Source organism: Pseudomonas sp. D2002 (assembly GCF_013385735.1).
Taxonomy (GTDB): Bacteria; Pseudomonadota; Gammaproteobacteria; order Pseudomonadales; family Pseudomonadaceae; genus Aquipseudomonas.
Genome location: NZ_JACAPL010000015.1, coordinates 160,469 through 180,218, shown reverse-complemented (window position 1 = coordinate 180,218; position 19,750 = coordinate 160,469). Strand labels below are relative to the sequence as shown.

At 61.7% G+C, this 19,750-nt stretch carries 20 protein-coding genes; 10 read left to right on the top strand and 10 right to left on the bottom strand.

The window, feature by feature from the left end; translation table 11 throughout:
* Positions 1–87: 87 nt before the first annotated feature.
* The 4 genes from HX783_RS25965 to hemN all read left to right on the top strand — a co-directional run bounded on the left by HX783_RS25965 (position 88) and on the right by hemN (position 4,935).
* Positions 88–2,538: a heavy metal translocating P-type ATPase gene (locus HX783_RS25965; RefSeq protein ID WP_177018758.1), complete on the top strand. Its 2,451-nt coding sequence runs from the start codon at positions 88–90 to the stop codon at positions 2,536–2,538.
* A gap of 22 nt (positions 2,539–2,560) precedes the next feature.
* Positions 2,561–2,773, top strand: coding sequence for a cbb3-type cytochrome oxidase assembly protein CcoS (gene ccoS / locus HX783_RS25960; RefSeq protein ID WP_017735332.1), 213 nt, complete (start codon positions 2,561–2,563; stop codon positions 2,771–2,773).
* Complete coding sequence (locus HX783_RS25955) at positions 2,766–3,449, top strand: sulfite exporter TauE/SafE family protein (protein WP_159958872.1); 684 nt, start codon at positions 2,766–2,768, stop codon at positions 3,447–3,449. The genes ccoS and HX783_RS25955 overlap by 8 nt, the downstream gene beginning before the upstream one ends.
* Positions 3,450–3,552: 103 nt before the next feature.
* Positions 3,553–4,935 carry an oxygen-independent coproporphyrinogen III oxidase gene (hemN, locus tag HX783_RS25950; RefSeq protein WP_177018757.1) on the top strand — a complete coding sequence of 461 codons (1,383 nt, stop codon included), beginning with the start codon at positions 3,553–3,555 and terminating at the stop codon, positions 4,933–4,935.
* A 7-nt stretch (positions 4,936–4,942) separates the two neighbouring features.
* Here the strand turns inward: hemN and HX783_RS25945 are convergent, their stop codons facing one another.
* Positions 4,943–5,413, bottom strand: coding sequence for a hypothetical protein (locus HX783_RS25945; RefSeq protein ID WP_177018756.1), 471 nt, complete (start codon positions 5,411–5,413; stop codon positions 4,943–4,945).
* A gap of 153 nt (positions 5,414–5,566) precedes the next feature.
* Here HX783_RS25945 and fnr point away from each other — a divergent pair, with 153 nt between their 5' ends.
* The gene (gene fnr, locus HX783_RS25940) at positions 5,567–6,301 is read left to right on the top strand and encodes a fumarate/nitrate reduction transcriptional regulator Fnr (protein ID WP_106576340.1); all 735 of its coding nucleotides are present in this window, start codon (positions 5,567–5,569) and stop codon (positions 6,299–6,301) included.
* 80 nt (positions 6,302–6,381) lie between these two features.
* On the top strand, positions 6,382–6,930 hold the full coding sequence (locus HX783_RS25935) for an adenine phosphoribosyltransferase (protein WP_124363896.1): 549 nt from the start codon (positions 6,382–6,384) through the stop codon (positions 6,928–6,930).
* 127 nt (positions 6,931–7,057) lie between these two features.
* On the opposite strand, the gene HX783_RS25930 is transcribed toward HX783_RS25935, so the two are convergent.
* The 5 genes from HX783_RS25930 to dnaX all read right to left on the bottom strand — a co-directional run bounded on the left by HX783_RS25930 (position 7,058) and on the right by dnaX (position 12,639).
* The gene (locus HX783_RS25930; protein ID WP_177018755.1) at positions 7,058–8,206 is read right to left on the bottom strand and encodes an acyl-CoA dehydrogenase family protein; all 1,149 of its coding nucleotides are present in this window, start codon (positions 8,204–8,206) and stop codon (positions 7,058–7,060) included.
* Between the two features lie 98 nt (positions 8,207–8,304).
* On the bottom strand, positions 8,305–8,907 hold the full coding sequence (gene recR / locus HX783_RS25925) for a recombination mediator RecR (RefSeq protein WP_177018754.1): 603 nt from the start codon (positions 8,905–8,907) through the stop codon (positions 8,305–8,307).
* Positions 8,908–8,973: 66 nt separating this feature from the next.
* On the bottom strand, positions 8,974–10,008 hold the full coding sequence (locus HX783_RS25920) for an NADP-dependent oxidoreductase (RefSeq protein WP_177018753.1): 1,035 nt from the start codon (positions 10,006–10,008) through the stop codon (positions 8,974–8,976).
* A gap of 189 nt (positions 10,009–10,197) precedes the next feature.
* Complete coding sequence (locus tag HX783_RS25915; protein WP_003175481.1) at positions 10,198–10,536, bottom strand: YbaB/EbfC family nucleoid-associated protein; 339 nt, start codon at positions 10,534–10,536, stop codon at positions 10,198–10,200.
* 42 nt (positions 10,537–10,578) lie between these two features.
* Positions 10,579–12,639, bottom strand: a complete 2,061-nt coding sequence (gene dnaX / locus HX783_RS25910; protein ID WP_177018752.1) for a DNA polymerase III subunit gamma/tau — start codon at positions 12,637–12,639, stop codon at positions 10,579–10,581.
* Between the two features lie 133 nt (positions 12,640–12,772).
* Here dnaX and HX783_RS25905 point away from each other — a divergent pair, with 133 nt between their 5' ends.
* Together HX783_RS25905 and HX783_RS25900 are read left to right on the top strand one after the other, a co-directional pair.
* A complete protein-coding gene (locus HX783_RS25905; protein WP_177018751.1) occupies positions 12,773–13,540 on the top strand; it encodes an ABC transporter substrate-binding protein in 768 nt (255 codons plus the stop codon).
* A gap of 54 nt (positions 13,541–13,594) precedes the next feature.
* Positions 13,595–13,966: a VOC family protein gene (locus HX783_RS25900; RefSeq protein ID WP_177018750.1), complete on the top strand. Its 372-nt coding sequence runs from the start codon at positions 13,595–13,597 to the stop codon at positions 13,964–13,966.
* Here HX783_RS25900 and HX783_RS25895 read toward each other — a convergent pair.
* Complete coding sequence (locus tag HX783_RS25895) at positions 13,880–14,839, bottom strand: DMT family transporter (RefSeq protein ID WP_177018749.1); 960 nt, start codon at positions 14,837–14,839, stop codon at positions 13,880–13,882. The two genes, HX783_RS25900 and HX783_RS25895, sit on opposite strands and share 87 nt — an antisense overlap.
* 102 nt (positions 14,840–14,941) lie before the next feature.
* Between HX783_RS25895 and HX783_RS25890 the strand changes: the two genes are divergently transcribed.
* On the top strand, positions 14,942–15,805 hold the full coding sequence (locus HX783_RS25890) for a LysR family transcriptional regulator (RefSeq protein ID WP_177018748.1): 864 nt from the start codon (positions 14,942–14,944) through the stop codon (positions 15,803–15,805).
* Positions 15,806–15,865: 60 nt separating this feature from the next.
* Positions 15,866–16,768 carry a DUF2167 domain-containing protein gene (locus HX783_RS25885; RefSeq protein WP_177018747.1) on the top strand — a complete coding sequence of 301 codons (903 nt, stop codon included), beginning with the start codon at positions 15,866–15,868 and terminating at the stop codon, positions 16,766–16,768.
* A 101-nt stretch (positions 16,769–16,869) separates the two neighbouring features.
* Here HX783_RS25885 and HX783_RS25880 read toward each other — a convergent pair whose 3' ends face one another.
* From HX783_RS25880 to HX783_RS25870, 3 genes are all read right to left on the bottom strand, one after another.
* Complete coding sequence (locus tag HX783_RS25880; RefSeq protein ID WP_177018746.1) at positions 16,870–17,460, bottom strand: hypothetical protein; 591 nt, start codon at positions 17,458–17,460, stop codon at positions 16,870–16,872.
* A 1-nt stretch (position 17,461) separates the two neighbouring features.
* A complete protein-coding gene (locus tag HX783_RS25875) occupies positions 17,462–18,508 on the bottom strand; it encodes an N-acetylmuramidase family protein (protein ID WP_177018745.1) in 1,047 nt (348 codons plus the stop codon).
* Between the two features lie 156 nt (positions 18,509–18,664).
* Complete coding sequence (locus HX783_RS25870) at positions 18,665–19,660, bottom strand: N-acetylmuramidase family protein (protein ID WP_177018744.1); 996 nt, start codon at positions 19,658–19,660, stop codon at positions 18,665–18,667.
* Positions 19,661–19,750: the final 90 nt, after the last annotated feature.

Here is a 19,750-nt window from a genome sequence, read left to right as displayed (position 1 = left end):
ATGACGCTCTGCGTCACAACAGCGGACGCGAAGCGTCCAGCGAGGCGTTACCACGCAGAGCGTGGGAACGATCATCGGAACTGAGCCATGACCACCCCAACCCCCTGCTACCACTGCGCCCTGCCCGTCCCGCCCGGCAACCGGTTCACCGCCGTGATCCTCGGCGAGCGCCGCGAGCTGTGCTGCCCGGGCTGCCAGGCGGTGGCCGAAGCCATCGTGGCCGGCGGGCTGGAAAGCTATTACCAGCACCGCAGCGAAGCCTCGGCCAACCCCGAGGCGCTGCCGGTGCAACTGGTCGACGAACTGGCGCTGTACGACCGCGCCGACGTGCAAAAACCCTTTGTGCGCCATGACGGCGAACTCGCCGAAACCACCCTATTGATGGAAGGCATCAGCTGCGCGGCCTGTGGCTGGCTGATCGAAAAACACCTGCGCAGCCTGCCCGCCGTGGCCGAGGCGCGGCTGAACCTCTCCAACCACCGCCTGCAGCTGCGCTGGGCCGACGGGCAATTGCCGTTGAGCCAGCTGCTCAGCGAGCTGCGCCACATCGGCTACGCCGCCCACCCGTACCAGGCGGACCGCGCCGCCGAGCAACTGGCCGGCGAAAACCGCCTGGCCCTGCGCCAACTCGGTGTGGCGGGGTTGCTGTGGTTCCAGGCGATGATGGCAACGATGGCCACCTGGCCGGAATTCAATATCGACCTGAGCCCGGAGCTGCACGTGATCCTGCGCTGGGTGGCGATGTTTCTGACCACACCGATTGTGTTCTACAGCTGCGCGCCCTTCTTCAAAGGTGCCTTGCGCGATTTGCGCACGCGCCACCTGACCATGGACGTCTCCGTATCCCTGGCGATTGGCGGTGCATATTTGGCCGGCATCTGGACGGCCATCACCGGCGTCGGCGAGTTGTATTTCGATGCGGTGGGCATGTTCGCGCTGTTCCTGCTGGCCGGGCGCTATCTGGAGCGACGTGCGCGGGAACGCACAGCCGCTGCCACCGCGCAGTTGGTCAACCTGCTACCTGCCTCGTGCCTGCGCCTCAAAGAGGATGGCCAGAGCGAACGCATCCTGCTCAGTGAACTGGCCGTGGGTGACCGCGTATCCGTGCATCCCGGTGCGGTGCTGCCGGCCGACGGGGTGATTCTCGACGGGCAATCCAGCATCGATGAATCCCTGCTCACCGGCGAATACCTGCCACAGCCTCGCCACGTGGGCGACGCGGTCACCGCCGGCACGCTCAATGTCGAAGGTGCACTGACCGTCGAGGTCCGCGCGCTGGGCCATGACACGCGCCTGTCCGCCATCGTGCGCCTGCTGGAACGCGCCCAGGCGGAAAAACCGCGCCTGGCGCAAATCGCCGACCGCGCGGCGCAATGGTTCCTGCTGTGTTCGCTGATCGCGGCGGCGTTGATCGGCTTGCTGTGGTGGGAGCTGGACCCGTCGCGGGCGTTCTGGATTGTGCTGGCCATGCTCGTCGCAACCTGCCCGTGCGCGTTGTCCCTGGCCACACCCACCGCCCTCACCGCCGCCACCGGCACACTGCACAAACTCGGGCTATTACTGACCCGTGGCCATGTGCTGGAAGGCTTGAACCAGATCGACACGGTGATTTTCGACAAGACCGGCACCTTGACCGAAGGCCGACTGGCACTGCGTGCGATCCGCCCATTGAGCACGCTGAACAGCGATGAATGCCTGAGCCTCGCCGCCGCCCTGGAAAACCGCTCCGAACACCCCATTGCGCGGGCCTTTGGGCGTGCACCGTTGGCTGCCGATGAAGTCTTGAGCTTCCCCGGCCTGGGCCTTGAAGGCCGTGTGGGCGAGCATCAATTGCGCATCGGCCAGCCGGGGTTTGCCTGTGAGCTGAGTGGCTGCCCGATCCCCGCTTCGCCGGACGAAGCCGGGCAATGGCTGCTGCTCGGCGACCGCGACGGCGCACTCGCCTGGTTCGTGCTGGATGACCGCCTGCGCAGCGACGCACCCGCCTTGCTGGCGGCGTGCAAGGCGCGGGGCTGGCGCACATTGCTGCTGTCCGGCGACAGCTCGCCGATGGTGGCCAGTGTCGCCCTCGAGCTGGGCATCGACGAAGCCCACGGCGGCCTGCGCCCCGACGACAAACTGCAAGTGCTGCAACAACTGCACAAGGAAGGCCGCAAGGTGCTGATGCTCGGCGACGGCGTCAACGATGTGCCGGTGCTCGCCGCTGCCGATATCAGCGTGGCGATGGGCTCGGCCACGGACCTGGCAAAAACCAGTGCCGACGCCGTGCTGCTGTCCAACCGACTCGACGCGCTGGTGCAGGCGTTTACGCTGGCGCGGCGCACGCGGCGGGTGATCATCGAAAACCTGCTATGGGCCGGGCTGTACAATGGCCTTATGCTGCCGTTTGCCGCCCTCGGTTGGATCACGCCCATCTGGGCGGCGATCGGCATGTCCCTCAGTTCGTTGACCGTGGTGCTCAACGCCTTGCGCCTGACTCGCCAACCGAGCGCGCGGGCTGACAGCGCCACTTTAGTAACCCGCCCGCTGCCGGCTTGAGCCGCGCGGGCATGGAGTACAGATGCCAGCTCTCTACGTGATGATTCCGGCGGCGCTGCTGTTAGTCGGCGTGGCCATTTACATCTTCTTCTGGGCGGTGGACAGCGGCCAGTACGACGACCTCGACGGCCCGGCCCACAGCGTGCTGTTCGACGATCAGGACCCGAACCACTTGGCCGCCGTCGACGAAGCCAACGGCCCCGAGCAACCGCCCAAAGACCCGCCCCATGCTTGAACTGGCGCCCCTGCTGGTCTCGGCGCTGATCCTCGGCCTGCTGGGCGGCGGCCATTGCCTGGGCATGTGCGGCGGGCTGATGGGCGCACTGACCCTGGCGATCCCCAAAGAGCAACGCAGCCGCCGCTTTCGCCTGCTGCTGGCGTACAACCTGGGGCGCATTCTCAGCTATGCCACCGCCGGCTTACTGATCGGCCTGGCCGGCTGGGCCGTGGCCAACAGCCCGGCGGCGATGTTCATGCGCGTGCTCGCCGGTTTGCTGCTGATCAGCATGGGCCTGTACCTGGCCGGTTGGTGGAGCGGCCTCACCCGTATCGAAAGCCTCGGGCGCGGCCTGTGGCGCTATATACAGCCTGTCGCCAACCGTTTGTTGCCGGTGTCCAGCCTGCCGCGCGCGTTGCTGCTGGGTGCGCTGTGGGGCTGGCTGCCGTGCGGGTTGGTTTACAGCACGTTGTTGTGGGCGGCGAGCCAGGGCAATGCGGCAGACAGTGCAGTGCTGATGCTGGCGTTCGGGCTCGGAACCTGGCCGGTGTTGCTGGCGACGGGCCTGGCGGCTGAACGGGTGACGGCGATATTGCGCAAACGCAGCGTGCGCGTGGCCGGCGGGCTTCTGGTGATTCTGTTCGGCATTTGGACATTGCCAGGCCCGCACCAGCACTGGTTGATGGGCCATTAAAAGGCCATGTGGCATAGCGCCGCTCCCCGTTGATGCAAATCAAGATGCCATCGCAGCCCTGCCCCTAGACTCGGCCCACTAGCCAATCCGGGGGACCGCCCGCATGCTCGACGCCATTCGTTGGGACACAGATCTGATTCACCGCTACGACTTGGCGGGGCCGCGCTACACGTCCTACCCCACCGCCGTACAATTCGACAGCCAGGTCGGCACCTTCGACCTGCTCCACGCCCTGCGCGACAGCCGCAAGGCCGCACGGCCACTGTCGCTGTATGTGCACGTGCCGTTCTGCGCGAACATTTGCTACTACTGCGCCTGCAACAAAGTCATCACCAAAGACCGTGGCCGCGCCCAGGCTTATTTGCAACGCCTGGAACAGGAAATCCAACTGGTGGCCTGCCACCTCGACCCGAAACAGCCGGTGGAGCAGCTGCACTTCGGCGGCGGCACGCCGACCTTTCTCAGCCACGACGAGCTGCGCCAGGTGATGACGCGCCTGCGCCAGCACTTCAATTTGCTGGATGATGATTCCGGCGACTACGGCATCGAGATCGACCCGCGCGAAGCCGACTGGGCGACCATGGGCCTGCTGCGTGAACTGGGCTTCAACCGTGTGAGCATCGGCGTGCAAGACCTCGACCCCGAGGTGCAACGCGCGGTCAACCGCCTGCAGAGCCTGGAAGAAACCCGCGCGGTGATCGACGCGGCGCGCACCCTGCAATTTCGCTCGATCAATATCGACCTGATCTACGGCCTGCCCAAGCAGACGCCGATCAACTTCGCACGCACCGTGGAGGAAGTGATCAGCCTGCAACCGGATCGCCTGTCGGTGTTCAACTACGCGCACCTGCCGGAGCGCTTCATGCCGCAGCGGCGGATCAACACCGACGAGCTGCCCTCGCCAGCGGAAAAACTGCTGATGCTGCAAACCACCATCGAGCAATTGACCCGCGCGGGCTATCGCTACATCGGCATGGACCACTTTGCCCTGCCGGATGACGAACTGGCCATCGCCCAGGAAGAAGGCACGTTGCAACGCAATTTCCAGGGCTACACCACCCATGGGCATTGCGATTTGATTGGGTTGGGGGTGTCGGCGATCAGCCAGATCGGCGACCTGTATTGCCAGAACAGCAGCGACCTCAATCACTACCAGAACGCCCTGGCCGGCGCGCAACTGGCCACCAGCCGTGGCCTGGTGTGCACCACGGATGATCGGTTACGGCGCGAAGTGATTCAGCAGTTGATCTGCACCTTCAGCCTGGGCTTCGAGCAGATCGAACAGGCCTTCAACATCGATTTTCGCGGCTATTTCGACGAGCTATGGCCACAGCTGGAGACGATGGCCGCAGACGGTTTGATCGAGCTGAATGCGCAGGGCATCCACGTGTTGCCCGCCGGGCGCCTGCTGGTGCGCTCGGTGTGCATGGTGTTCGATGCCTACCTGGAGCACCAGAACAGGCAACGGTTCTCGCGGGTGATCTAAGCCTGAATTATTTCGACAGCAACGTCATGGCTTCCATTTGAGCCTCAGGCGACTCATTTTTAAGCGATTTGGCCAGTTGCCCCTGGGCGGTCATCAAACCGGCCTGAATGTTAGCGATATCCCCCTGTAAGCCCGCGACCTTCGCCTGGCGTGCCTCAGGGCTCAGGGTGGTGTCATTCATGGCCGCCGACAGCTGAGCCATTTTCTCGGCAAGCTGTTTTCTCAGTTCGCGGATCATTTTCAGCAACTGCTTGATGTTGTCTTTCAGATTGCTGTCGTCGATGTCTTTGTTGGGGTTGCTACCGGCCTGGGAGGCTTTGAGCCCGGCACCGGATATCGTCACCACTACGCCTTCACCGGGTGTGGGTGGCGGGGCGGGTTTGTCATCGACTTTTTTGCCCGCGAGCGCATCTGCGGCCGTCAGCACCTGGGGTGCCTTGGTAGTAATGACTGGGTTATTGACTGGGATTACCGACATGACCTGAGCTCCAGCTCATAGGGATTCACCTTTGTATCGGCATCGATACATAAACCTTTATCCATGTGCGGCTTTTTTGTACACGCTGGCCTCATCCACCCTCGGTGCGTTACCCTTACGTCTTATGTGTGTTTTCCCACAAGGATTTAAGAAATGTCCGAGCCAGTTAAACTGCGCGCTCACAGCCAGGCTCACTGCAAGGATTGCAGCCTGGCTCCCCTCTGCCTGCCACTTTCGTTGAATTTGGAAGACATGGAAGCGCTGGACGAAATCGTTAAACGCGGTCGCCCGCTGAAAAAAGGCGAGTTTCTGTTTCGCCAGGGCGACAAATTCGATTCCGTCTATGCAGTACGTTCAGGCGCGTTGAAGACGTTCAGCCTGAGCGACAGCGGCGAAGAGCAGATCACCGGTTTCCACCTGCCCAGCGAGCTGGTCGGGTTGTCCGGCATGGACACCGAGATTCACCCGGTGTCGGCCCAGGCGCTGGAGACGACGTCGGTGTGCGAAATCCCCTTCGAACGCCTGGATGAACTGGCCTTGCAATTGCCGCAACTGCGTCGCCAATTGATGCGGGTCATGAGTCGCGAAATTCGTGACGATCAACAAATGATGCTGCTGCTGTCGAAGAAAACCGCCGACGAGCGCATCGCCACGTTCCTGGTCAACCTGTCGGCGCGCTTCCGTGCCCGTGGGTTCTCGGCCAACCAGTTCCGCCTGAGCATGTCGCGCAATGAAATCGGCAACTACTTGGGCCTGGCAGTGGAAACCGTGTCCCGCGTGTTCACGCGTTTCCAGCAGAACGAGTTGATTGCCGCCGAAGGCAAGGAAGTGCATATCCTCGACCCGATCCAGCTGTGCGCACTGGCCGGGGGTTCGCTGGAAGGCTGATTCAGCCGCTGCGGCCGCGCCAATCGGTGAGGCCGCAGGTATACTTCGAGTCCGTTTTCAACCCTCAGGACTCTTCGACGATGACCTTCGATTCGTTCGACATCAAATCCCTGATCCGCCCCGTCATCGACTTCCCCAAGCCTGGGGTGATCTTTCGTGACATCACGCCGCTGTTTCAATCGCCCCGAGCCCTTCGCCTGGTTGCCGACAGCTTTGCCCAGCGCTATGTCGAAGCTGACTTCAGCCACATCGGCGCGATGGATGCGCGGGGCTTTTTGATCGGCTCGATCATCGCCTATCAACTGAACAAACCGCTGATCCTGTTCCGTAAGCAGGGCAAGCTGCCGGCTGACGTGCTGGCCGAGGGTTACCAGACTGAATACGGCGAAGCGTTCCTCGAAGTGCACGCCGACAGCCTGTGTGAAGGCGACTCGGTATTGATGTTCGATGACCTGATCGCCACGGGCGGCACCTTGATCGCAGCGGCGAATTTGGTGCGACGCATGGGCGCGAAGATTTTCGAAGCGGCAGCGATTATCGACCTGCCGGAGCTGGGGGGTTCGCAGCGCCTGGAAGACATGGGCATTCCGACGTTTTGCCTGACGCAGTTTGCGTTGACTGAGCGGTAATACCTCAGGTTGAGATGTGTGTTGCCTGGGCCGACCTCTTCGCGAGCAAGCCCGCTCCCACATTTGGAATGCATTTCAAATGTGGGAGCGGGCTTGCTCGCGAAGAGGCCCTCAGGAACAGCACAGATCACAAGCCCATCTGCTTACTGATGATTTCATTCATCACCTCGCGCGTGCCGCCGCCAATCGACAGGATGCGGTTATCGCGATACAGCCGCTCCACCAGATTGCCACGCATGTAACCTTGGCCGCCAAGGATCTGCACCGCGTCATAAGTCACACGGTCTGCCGTGTCGGTGGCGAGGTTCTTGGCCATGGAAATCTCCTTGATCACACTCTTGCCGGCCGCCATCTTCGCCGCCTGGCGATAGGTGAATTCGCGCGAGACTTCCACCGCCGTGGCCATTTCCGCCAGCCGATGCTTGAGTACCTGGAATTTGCCGATGGGTTTGCCGAAAGCCTCGCGCTGGCCGGCCCATTTCAGGCTTTCCTCGAGTGCAAGCTGCGCGGTCATGTTGGCCATCAATGCCAAGGCCAGGCGCTCGCTCTGGAAGTTGCCCATGATGCAGGCAAAGCCCATGTTCTCGACGCCGATCAGGTTGCCCACCGGCACGCGGCAATCGTCGAAGAACAACTCAGCCGTGTCAGACGCCCACCAGCCCATTTTCTTCAGCGGCTGACCGACGGTGAAACCGGGCGTGTGTTTTTCGATAAGCAATAAACTGATACCGCCAAATCCCGGCCCGCCCGTGCGCACGGCGACGGTATAGAAGTCGGCACGGATGCCACTGGTGATAAAGGTTTTGCTGCCGCTTACGCGGTAATGGTCGCCGTCACGAATCGCGCGGGTTTGCAGGTTGGCCACATCGGAGCCGCCACCGGGTTCGGTGACAGCCAGCGCGATGATCTTCTCGCCGGTCAACACCTGAGGCGCCACGCGCTCACGCACCTCGGGCCGCGCCCATTTAACGACCGGCGGCAAGCCGATATCCAGCGAACCCAAGCCCGCCACCACCCCACCGGAACCGCAGCGCATCAACTCTTCACTGGCAGCAACCTTGGCAAACACATCGCCTTCATGGCTGCCGCCCAAGGCTTCGGGATAACCGATGCCGAGGATCCCCGCCGCGCCGGCCTTGAGGTACAGCTCGCGGGGAAAGCTCTGCGCTTCCTCCCATTGCTCGATGCCCGGCAACATCTCGCGCTCGACAAAACGGCGCACGCTGTCGCGGACCAATTGGTGGCTGGGGTCGAAGTAGTCCTGGTAGGCAGACATCGGCAAGCTCCACGGTGAGGTGGAGCGAACTTACCAAGCGCTTGCTTGGTTTTCAAGATTTCACTTACAACACAAAACCATTGTGGATGTTTTGTTCTTTAGAGTGCGATCGGCTTACGACCCGCAAACGAATGCGCCAACGTCCCACCGTCCACCAGCTCCAGCTCGCCACCCAGCGGTACGCCATGGGCGATGCGCGAGGTGATCAAGCCTTTGTTGGTCAGCAACTGGGCGATGTAATGGGCGGTTGCTTCACCTTCCACGGTCGGGTTGGTCGCCAGAATCACTTCGGTGAAAGTGCCCTGCTCTCCAATGCGCGCCACCAACTGCGGAATGCCGATGGCTTCCGGCCCCAGGCCATCGAGCGGCGACAGGTGCCCCTTGAGCACAAAGTAGCGCCCGCGATAGCCGGTTTGCTCCACCGCGTACACGTCCATCGGCCCTTCCACCACGCACAGCAGCGTGTCGTCGCGACGCGGGTCGGCGCATTGCGGGCAGAGGTCTTCTTCGGTGAGGGTGCGGCACTGTCGGCAATGGCCCACGCCGGTCATGGCCTGGCTCAAGGCCTGGGCCAACCGGGTGCCGCCGCTGCGATCACGCTCCAGCAGTTGCAGCGCCATACGCTGGGCGGTTTTCTGACCCACGCCTGGCAAGGTGCGCAGCGCGTCGATCAGTTGGCGAATCAGGGGGCTGAAGCTCATGAGCGAATGGTCCGACAAAACAACGAGACGCGGTTTATACCCGCGCCTCGGATTAGCGTCAAATGGTCAATCCTGCGCGACCCGCACCACCAACTTGCCGAAGTTGCGCCCCTCGAGCAAACCGATAAAGGCTTCGGGCGCCTGTTCCAGGCCCTCGACCACGTCTTCGCGGAACTTGATCTTCCCGTCACGCACCCAGGGCGCCATGGCGCTGAGGAATTCGGGCTGGCGATCACCATAGTCGTCGAACACGATAAAGCCCTGTATGCGCACGCGCTTGGTCAGCAAGGTGCGTTGCAACGCCGGCAGGCGGTCAGGCCCGCTGGGAGCTTCATGGGCGTTGTAGCCGGCGATCAACCCGCACAGCGGAATGCGGGCCTTGGGGTTGAGCAAGGGCACCACGGCGTCGAAGACCTTGCCGCCGACGTTCTCGAAATAGATGTCCACGCCCTTGTCGCACGCCTGCGCCAATTCGTTGGCAAAGTCCGCGCCCTTATGGTCGATGCAGGCATCAAAGCCCAACTCGTCCACCACGTAGCGGCACTTGTCCACCCCCCCTGCGATCCCGATGACGCGCAAGCCCTTGAGCTTGGCCACCTGCCCCACCACCGAACCGACCGCGCCGGACGCCGCGGCCACGACCAGGGTTTCCCCTTCCTTCGGCTGGCCGATGTCCATCAGCCCCATATAGGCGGTCATGCCCGGCATGCCCAGCACACCCAGGGCCATCGACGGGCTGGCCAGCCCTTTTGGCACCGGGATCAGGTTGCGACCATCGGAAATGCTGTGGCTCTGCCAGCCGGTGGAACCGACGACCAAATCGCCCACTTCGAATTTCGGATTACGCGACTGCTCGACACGGCTGACAGCGCCACCGGTCATCACCTCGTCGATTTCAACCGGCGCTGCGTAGGACGGCGCGTCGCTCATACGGCCACGCATATAGGGGTCGAGGGACAGGTACAGCGTCTTAAGCAGGACCTGACCGTCTGCCAGCTCCGGCAAGTTCACACGTTCCAGGCGGAAGTTCTCCGGGGTTGGCGCGCCCTGCGGGCGTGAAACCAGGACAATGCGCTGGTTCAGGATAGGTTCTTGAGACATGAGGGGGCTCCTTTATCGAATTCATCGGTATAGGGTGCAGACCATGACAAAGCGCTGGGGGTTCGATGTTTCGTCTGTGGCACCGATTCGTCTGCATCGCAGGCAAGCCAGCTCCCACCCTGACTCCATCACGGCAAAAAAAATGCCAGGCACAAGGCCTGGCATTTGAGTCTAGCCAAGGCTAGCGGATCAGAACGGCAGCTTCATGCCCGGTGGCAGTTGCATGCCGGCGGTTACACCGCCCATCTTTTCCTGGCTGTTGGCTTCGATCTTGCGCACGGCGTCGTTGACGGCCGCGGCGAACAAGGCTTCGAGCATTTCCAGGTCATCTTCGCCAACACCTGGCAAGACGCTTGGGTCGATGCTCACGCGCTTGATGTCGTGACGACCGGTCATCACCACGCTGACCATATCGCCACCGGCTTTACCGGTGACTTCGGCGTTGGCCAGTTCTTCCTGCATCTTGGCCATTTTTTCCTGCATCTGCTGCGCCTGCTTCATCAGGCCGGCCATGCCACCTTTCATCATGGGAATCACCTCAAAGTACGTGGATCAATTAGTAGCCCGGTGTTATGACGCTTGGGGCACCGGGGCGTCGACAGGTTCAATAGTATCGTGGCGCACGACGGCGCCGAACTGTTGCATCATTTGCTGGATGAGCGGATCTGCGTGGATCGAGCTTTCTGCGTCACGCTGGCGGTTCAGGCGCCGACGGGTGGCGGCCTGGGCCGGGGTTTCCTGCTCGGGCTTGATCAACTCGATGGCGATGGTCAGCGTGCGCTCATGGTACTGGTTCAGCGCATCGTTGAGCCGGCGTTGCTGGGTCGCGTTGAACAAGGCGCTGTGGGCCGGGTCCAGGTGCAACAGCCAGTGGTCGCCCTCGATAGAAATCAGCGTGCAGTTGGCGGCGATGCTGCCGGTCATGCCGGAGATCGGCAACTTCGGAAACAATTCCAGCCATTGCAATGCCAACCCGGTGGCCGGGGCCGCAGCGGGTTCCGCTTCGGGCTCGGGTGCCGGCTCGGCGGTGTGTTCGCTGGCCAGCTCGTCCAGGTAGCTGTAGGCCGAATCCATGTCCGGCTCGATATAGTCTTCGTCCAACGGCGGTTCGTCGTCGAGGTCGATGCCTGGCGTAGCGGCTTCGACCTGGGCAACGGTCGGCTCCGGCACCGGCGCTGAGACCCACTCGGGCGCGTCCGGCACTGCGCTGTCGGGCGTCGGCGTAGGCATCGGCGTCAGTTCAGGCTGCTCGCCACTGGTTTCCAGGACGGGCTCTACGGCAGGCTGCAGTTCGACTTCAGGCTCGGCGTCCACCGCGTCGTTCCAGGGCAGGTCGACCACCGGGGCGGGCGCAGGCGCAGGCTCGATCACCGGCTCAGGTTCAACCACCGGCGCGGCGACCACCGGCGCGGGGGCCGGGGTAACCGGCGCAGGCGCAGCCACTACTGGCGCGACTACGGCCGCGCCAGCCACTGGTTTGGCGGAATCAACTGTGGCCTGGCTGATCCCCACTGGCTTTAGCGGCTGTCTCGGCGCGTCTGCCGAGTCGGCGGGCCGGAAGGCCAGCATCCGCAGCAGGACCATTTCAAAGCCGCCGCGCGGGTCCGGTGCGAGGGGCAAGTCCCGGCGCCCGATCAGGCCCATCTGGTAGTAGAACTGCACATCTTCGGCCGGCAATGCCTGGGCCAGCGCCAACACGCGGTCGCGGTCGCCATGGCCGTTGTCGACGCCTTCAGGCAAGGCCTGGGCGATGGCAACGCGGTGCAATACGTTAAGGATTTCCGAGAGCACGCCGTTCCAGTCCGGGCCTTGCTCCGACAAGTGGCGCACGGCTTCGAGCAACGCCTTGGCGTCGCCTTCGATCAGCGCGTGCAGCACATCAAACACCTGGCCGTGGTCGAGGGTGCCGAGCATGGCGCGCACGTCGGCGGCCATGACCTTGCCTTCACCAAAGGCGATGGCCTGGTCGGTGAGGCTCATGGCATCGCGCATCGAACCATCGGCAGCGCGGCCAAGCAGCCACAGGGCGTCGTCTTCGAACGGCACGTTCTCAACACCCAGCACATGGGTCAAATGCTCGACCACGCGCTCAGGGGTCATGTTCTTCAGGGAGAACTGCAGGCACCGCGACAAAATCGTTGCAGGAAGTTTCTGCGGATCGGTGGTGGCCAGGATGAATTTGACGTAGGGCGGCGGCTCTTCCAGGGTTTTCAACAAGGCGTTGAAGGAATGGCTGGACAGCATGTGCACTTCGTCGATCAGGTAGACCTTGAAGCGCCCACGGCTCGGCGCGTACTGCACGTTATCGAGCAGTTCGCGGGTGTCTTCGACCTTGGTGCGGCTCGCGGCGTCGATCTCGATCAGGTCGACGAAACGCCCTTCGTCGATTTCCTTGCACACCGAGCAGGTGCCGCAAGGCGTCGAGGTGATACCTGTTTCACAGTTCAGGCATTTGGCGATGATGCGCGCAATGGTGGTCTTGCCCACCCCGCGTGTACCGGTGAACAGGTAGGCGTGGTGCAGCCGTTGGCTGTCCAAGGCATTGATCAGAGCCTTGAGCACATGGGTCTGGCCGACCATTTCGCGGAACGAGCGCGGACGCCATTTACGTGCAAGAACCTGATAACTCATCGAAAACCGTCGCAACTGGGAAGCGGAAGCCGGTAATGCTAGCGGAGCAAGGGGGAAATTGCATCCGGCACGCTCGTCTAATCTGACTAAGCTCTGTGCAATGGCCCCGCAAAGGCCTGAAACCGGAGAGTGTATGCGCGTAGTCCTGGGCGCCTTATGGATGATTTCGCTTGCCAGCCTCGCGGCACCCGCGCCGTTGCGCTTCTCGGTTTCCGACAGCTGGGGCATGCCCATGGCCCAGCTGGAGGGCAACCGGCCCACCCAGGGCATTTTGTATGACTTGATGCTGAGCCTGGCCACCCAGGTCGGGCGCCCCGCCGAGTTCCACGTGCTGGCACGGGCGCGCATCGCCAATGCCATGGCGCACGGCGACATTGATGTGCGTTGCTATGTGGCCCAGGCCTGGGTCGACAACCTGTCCGGCGACTACATCTGGAGCGTGCCGCTGATGGTGCAGCGTAACGTGCTGGCCAGCACCCACACCGCGCCGCACACCGTGCAAGTGGGCACTCTGCCCGCCCAGTCGATCGGCACTGTACTCAATTACCGCTATGCGGCCCTTGAGCCACTGTTCGCCAGCGGCCAACTGACCCGCGACGACTCACGCAGCGAAGAGTTGGTGCTGCTCAAGCTGGTGGCCGGGCGCTTTGAATATGCGGTCATCAACGAATGGATACTGGACCGCTTCAACCTGAACCTGCCACCCAACCAGCGCTTGCAGAAGGTCGCGATCATCGACGAGCAAAGCCTGGGCTGCATCGTGCGCAACGACCCGAATGTGCCGGTGCAGCAGATCTTGCGCACACTGCTGCGGATGAAAATGTCGGGGGAGATCAATGACATCATCAAGCTGTACACCGGTGAGGAGGCGCAAACCCTGCACACTCCTGACAAGAACTGACAGGACTGCCTTATAGACTGGGCCCACTTAACCGCCCGCTCTCAAGGAGCCACCATGCACACCGTCGCCCATTATTTCCTGCTCTACGTCGACAGCCCGGCCACCAGCGCCAACTTCTATAGCCGCCTGCTGGACACGCCACCGGTGGAGCTGAACCCGACCTTTGCGCTGTTCATCCTCGACAACGGCGTGAAGCTGGGCTTGTGGTCGCGGCACACCGTGGAACCGGCGGCGCGCCTCACCGGCGGCGGTGGCGAGGTTGGGTTTTCGTTGCCCGACCAGGCTGCCGTCGATGCCCTGCATGATCAGTGGGTCGCGCGCGGCGCCACGATCATCCAGTCACCGACCACCCTCGACTTCGGCTACACCTTTGTTGCCGAGGACCTCGATGGCCCCCGGCTGCGCGCCTTCAGCCTGAGCGACTGACCGCCAGCGCCCCTCCAGGCTGATCGCCGCCACGCTGGCCAGCACGATCACACCGCCCAGCATCACCTGCACGGCAATGTGCTCGCCCAGCAGCGTCGCCGCCAGCAACATGGCCACCGGCGGAATCAAGTACATCGCCACCGACGCGCGGCTGACCTCGACATGTTTCAACACATAGGCCCAGGCGAGGTACGCCAAGGCGCTGGGGAAAATGCCGAGGATCAGCACCGCCAGGTTTTCCGCCAGCGGCGCCTGCCCGACGGCATCGGCCAGGCCTGGCAAGTTCACGCACAGCATCAAAGTGCCCGCCCACACCATGTAGCACGCCATCGTCAGCGGGCTGTAACGGTGGGCGTAGTGTTTCTGGATCGCGAAATAAATGCTCCACGACACCGCCGCCACCAGGATCAGCAACCCGCGCGGGTCGATGTCCCCCACGCCATGATCGCCCCAGATCACCACCAGCACGCCGAGCAACCCCAGTAACACGCAACTCCAGCGCCAGGCACTGACGCGCTCCTTCAAGCAGAAAAACGCGATCAACACACTGAACAGCGGCGCCGACTGCGCCAGCACACTCGACGCCGCCGCCGTCACCCATTGCTGCCCGTAATTGAGGCTGGTGTGGTGCAGGAACACGCCGAAAAAACCCAGCACCAGCAGCCACGGCAGATCGCGCCAACGCGGCCGGCCAATGCCCACCATCAGCGCCACGCCGCCCATGAATACCGACGCAATCAGAAAGCGCAGCAGCGCCAGCTGGCCGGGGCTGTAGCTGTGCAGCCCGATGTGCACGCCAATCGGCGAATAGGCCCAACAGAGGATGACGCTGGCGATGACTAGCGTAATCTTTACGGGTGACGGGGTATTCATCGACGGCGTCCGGCAACTGAGTAGGAATGCCGTCAGTCTTGGCCCAGGCAAGGCGCAGGACAATTAAGCGTTTCTGACTTCTGAAATCACTGGAACTGAGCAATGGAACTGGCCCAACTGAAAATGGTGCGAGCCGTGGCGCAAACCGGCAGCGTGGCCCAGGCCGCCCTGCAATTGCACTGCGTGCCGTCCAACATCACCACGCGTATCAAGCAGTTGGAAAGCGAGTTGGGCACGCCGCTGTTTATTCGTGCCGGGCGCGGGCTGGCGATCAGCGCAGCCGGTGAGATTTTCCTGGATTACTGCGAGCGCATCCTGGCGCTGGTCGACGAGTCCAAACGCGCAGTGGATGCCAATGCGATTCCCCGCGGCACCTTGCGCATCGGCGCCGTGGAGTCCAGCGCCAGCGGCCGTCTGCCGCCGCTGCTGGCGGAATATCACCGGCGCTATCCCGATGTCAGCCTGGAACTGGTCACCGGTGCCTGGGCCGAGCTGCTCGATGATCTGCAACACCATCGTCTCGACGTGGCACTGGTGGCGGCCGGAGGCAAACGCGCCAAGCTCGAACACAGCGTGGTCTACAGCGAACGCCTGGTGCTGATCGCCAGCGCCTCCAGCGCCCCAATCAACAGCGCCGAAGACCTGGCCGGGCGCACCTTGCTGGTGTGGCCACCCGGCTGCCCGTATCGCGCCGCGCTGGAACACTGGGTCAAGCCCCACGACTTCAAGCCAAGCATCGCCAGCTATGCCAGCTGGGGCACGATCATCGGTTGTGTCAGCGCGGGCATTGGCGTGGCGTTGGCGCCGGAAGGCATTCTGGCCCGCTATGAGCAGGCCAATCAGCTGGCGTCTTACCGGTTTGAGGAACTGCAGGCGGTGGACAACCTGCTGTTCTGGCACAAGGACACCCAACGGCACCTGGCGCGGGATGCGTTTGCCGGGCTGCTGCGGGAGACTTTTGGCTAACTCGTTGGGCAAATTTCAGATATTCTCCCGCGAAATTAATTCAAAATGTAAGGGACTACCATGAATTACATCCGCGCGTTGATGGCGGCGGCCGCCCTGAGCCTGTCTGCCGCACCCGTTTTTGCTGCACCCGCACCGGCTCCTGCTGAAGCCAGCGCCCCCGCCGAAACGGCCGAACACTTCCTAGCCTCACTCAAGCAGAAGACCGGCACGGTCACCCTGCCGAGCGGCATCGCCACGCTCAAGCTCAACGATGAGTTCTACTACCTCGACCCGTCGGACACCGAGCGCTTGCTGACCGATGGCTGGGGCAACCCTCCCGGCTTCAAGACCTTGGGCATGATCGTGCCGAAAGCGGTGAGCCCGTTGTCGCAAAGCGGCTGGGGTGTGATTGTCAGCTACAAGGCTGACGGGCATGTTTCCGACGAGGATGCGGCGAAAATCGACTATGCCGAACTGCTCAAGCAGATGCAGGAAGAAGACGAAGAAGACAACAAACAGCGCCAGAAACAAGGCTACGCCGGCCTGCACCTGCTGGGCTGGGCCGAGCCGCCGCACTACGACGACACCACCCACAAGATGTATTGGGCACGCGAACTCAAAGCCGACGACGCCCAGCAGACCACCCTCAACTACAGCATCCGCGTACTGGGCCGCGAAGGCGTGCTGGAGCTCAACGCCGTCGCCGCCATGGCCGACCTCGCCACCATCAAGCAGGAAATGCCCAAGGTCCTGGCCTTTACCAACTTTACCGACGGCAACCTGTACACGGACTTCAACCCAAAGACCGACAAACTGGCCACTTACGGCCTGGCTGCCCTGGTTGCTGGCGGGATAGCCGCCAAGGCCGGGTTGTTTGCCAAGATCGGCATATTCCTGCTGGCAGCGAAGAAGTTTCTGGTGGTCGGTGTGGTGGCGCTGTTCGCCCTGATCCGCAAGTTGTTCAATCGCGATAAAGCCTGAACCCAGGCATAAAAAACGCCGCAGCGTGCATGACACGTTGCGGCGTAGCGAATGGGCTCGGATCTGCGCAGTGATCAGGCCCGACAGGCAGCTGTCGCGGCTCAGTTTTTCGGCGCAGACAGCCGGCTGTATTCGTCCTGGCTGATCCAGCCGGTGTACGTATGGTCCTTGGCGTTGGTGAACTCAACGTGGGCCCAACCCTCCTTGAATGCCAGTACGCCCACCACATCATCCTTGACGATATACGGGCGCTTGGCTGCATCGGTGCCCGGCTCTTCGAGCAAGTAAGCCTTGTCGGCCGACACCGTCACCAGGCCGATCCACTGCGTATTGGCAGTCTGGGTCAGCTCCAGGCCCGTGGCAATTTCCGGCATCAGCACGCTCAGGCAGCCAGGATGCTGGCGGCCCTTTTCTACGGTGAGCGTCACGCCATCGGACGAAGCCGCCACGCTGCCGGGGTAGGCCTCGTCAAGCCAGGTGGTAAGGGCTTCGGGCTTGCCTTGCAGGTAGAACGCACAGCTGCGCGTCACGCCCTCGCCCAATTCTTCCGCGTAATAACCTTCGACCTGATGCTCAGGCGTGACCGCCAGCATCAGCCCTTCGTATTTGCCTGAATGCAAGGCTGTTTCGCCCGCAAATGCAGGCGCGATAGCGCACAACGACAAAACACCTGCTGCCAGAAAACGCGTCATCTTATTTTTTCCCTTCCAATGCTTCGTAGGCCTTCTTGATACGACGGTCATAGTCGCCGTAATCCTCGCCGTTATAGTTGCGCGCCATGGCGACATAATCTTTATTTTTCATGGCTTTGATCAACGCCGGGCTCTGGCTGCAGAAGCCGATGAAGGCCTTTAGTTGGTTGCCGGCATTAATCTTTAATGCCGCCGCGAATTCAAACACGGTCTTGTAACCACAGGAGGTGAAGTTGAACCCCATGATCTGGAACATACCCCAGGACGCCGACATCAACGCCGCTTCCTGGTCCAGAGCAAACGCGGTGGCCATGGTTTCCCAGGCCTTGGTCTGGTCCTTGTTGTTGACCTGCCACTGCGGCCCGGCTTTTCGCACATAGGGGTAGGACAGCAGTGGATGCGCCTGGTCATAAATGTGCTTGGTGTATTTGCGAAACAGGTGCCCTTCAAAGGCGATCACTGGCAACTTGGCCGGCCCGAAACCGGAACGCCCGCCGGACTCGACAGTGGCGAAGGCCTTGATGATATTCACCGAGATGCCGCTGCCCAACTGGGTAGCGGCGTTCTGGAAGTCGGTGTCGGTGAGCGTCATGCCGCCGTCGCACGTGGCCTGGAGCATCAATTGCCGGTTACGCCGCTCGGCCTCGACCATCGCACGCATGCGGTCCAGGTACACATTGACCGTGGCCTGCACCGCGTCGCCGTTGTTATTGCCGAAGACATTCAGAAAACTGGGAATGCGCATGGTCGGGAAGGCCTTTACGGGCACCTTCACCGCTTCTTCGATCAGGCTATTGAAGGTCCGACCAGTTGGGTCGATCACGCCATCAGGGTGCGCATACTTGAGATGGCGAAACTGATACTGGCTGATGCACTGCACCAACTGGCCGTCACACTTGCCGTTTTCGGCCAGCGCAAACCCCATCTTGGGAATGATCAAATTGAAAAGATACTGGATGCACTGAACATCGGCAGGCAAGTTGCGCGCTTTACCTGGCGCGCCGACCGAAGCACTGATAAGACGGGGCAACCCTGGCAGGCTTTTCATCACAGACATCCTTGTTAGTTAAAGAAGTGATAGCACTTCAGTATCAAGCCGGCACACTTGTCATAAATTGAAACAAGTGGCCGGCGGAAACTAACAATATGGTTTTGGGTTGTCCAGAGGGCGTTTGGAATGTTGTGAAATAGCCGTCATGCGCGGCTATTTTTTCTTTTCCAGCGCCTCGAAGGCTTTCTGGATGCGCTTGTCGTAATCACCATAGTCGCTGCCGTTATAGATGCTGGCCATGCCCACATAATCCTTTTTCTTCATGGCATTGAGCAGTGTCGGGTTCTTGCGGCAAAAACCGACGAACGCCATCAATTGCTGGCCGGCATTGAGCTTCATCGCGGCGACGAAATCGTACACGGTCTTGTAGCCGCAGTTGGCGAAATTGAAGCCCATGATTTGAAACATGCCGTAGGACGCCGACAGCAACGCCGCCTCCGGGTTGAGGTTAAACGCGGCGACCAGCGTCTGCCACGCCTTCGCCTGGTCCTTGTTATTGGCCCGCCACTGCGGGCCGGCCTTTTCTTTGTAGGGGTAAGACAATAAGGGATAGGCCGCGTCGTACTTTCGTTGAGTGTGCTTGCGGAAAATGTGCCCTTCGTAAGCAATCACCGGCATTTTTGCCGGCCCGAACCCGGAACGCCCACCGGACTCGACGATGGCGAAAGCCTTGATGATATTCATCGCAACAGCACCGCCCAATTGGGTGGCGGCATTCTGAAAGTCCGCTTCGGTCAACGTGACGTTACCGTCGCAGGTGGCCTGGGTGACCAACTTCTGTTTGTCCACTGCTGCCTGGATCGGTGCCGGAGCGCGCTCTGGGGTCTGCTCGACTTTTACACCGGTCGCGTTATTGACTTGAGCAACGGCCTTGCGCGCTTCCTCAACCAGGCTGTTGAACGTCCGCCCTCCCGGGTCAATCACCCCGTCCGGCTTGGCCACCTTAAGATGGTTCAACTGATAGTCGAGGATGCGCTGGACCAACAACGGGCCGCACTTGCCGTCCACCACCAAGGGTGAAACAGATTTGGGCGCAATCAGATTAAACAGACGTTGAATGTGTTGAACATCGGCAGGCACATTGCGGGCCTTGTCTGCGGTGCCGACAGAGGCACTGATAACACTGGGTAATGCTTGAAGGCTGGTCATGGCAATCATCCTTGTTGATCAACGGAGTGCCATCACTTCTTCACTACTCCAGCACCGGCTCACGTGTATCAATGAAGCTAGCAGCCCGTC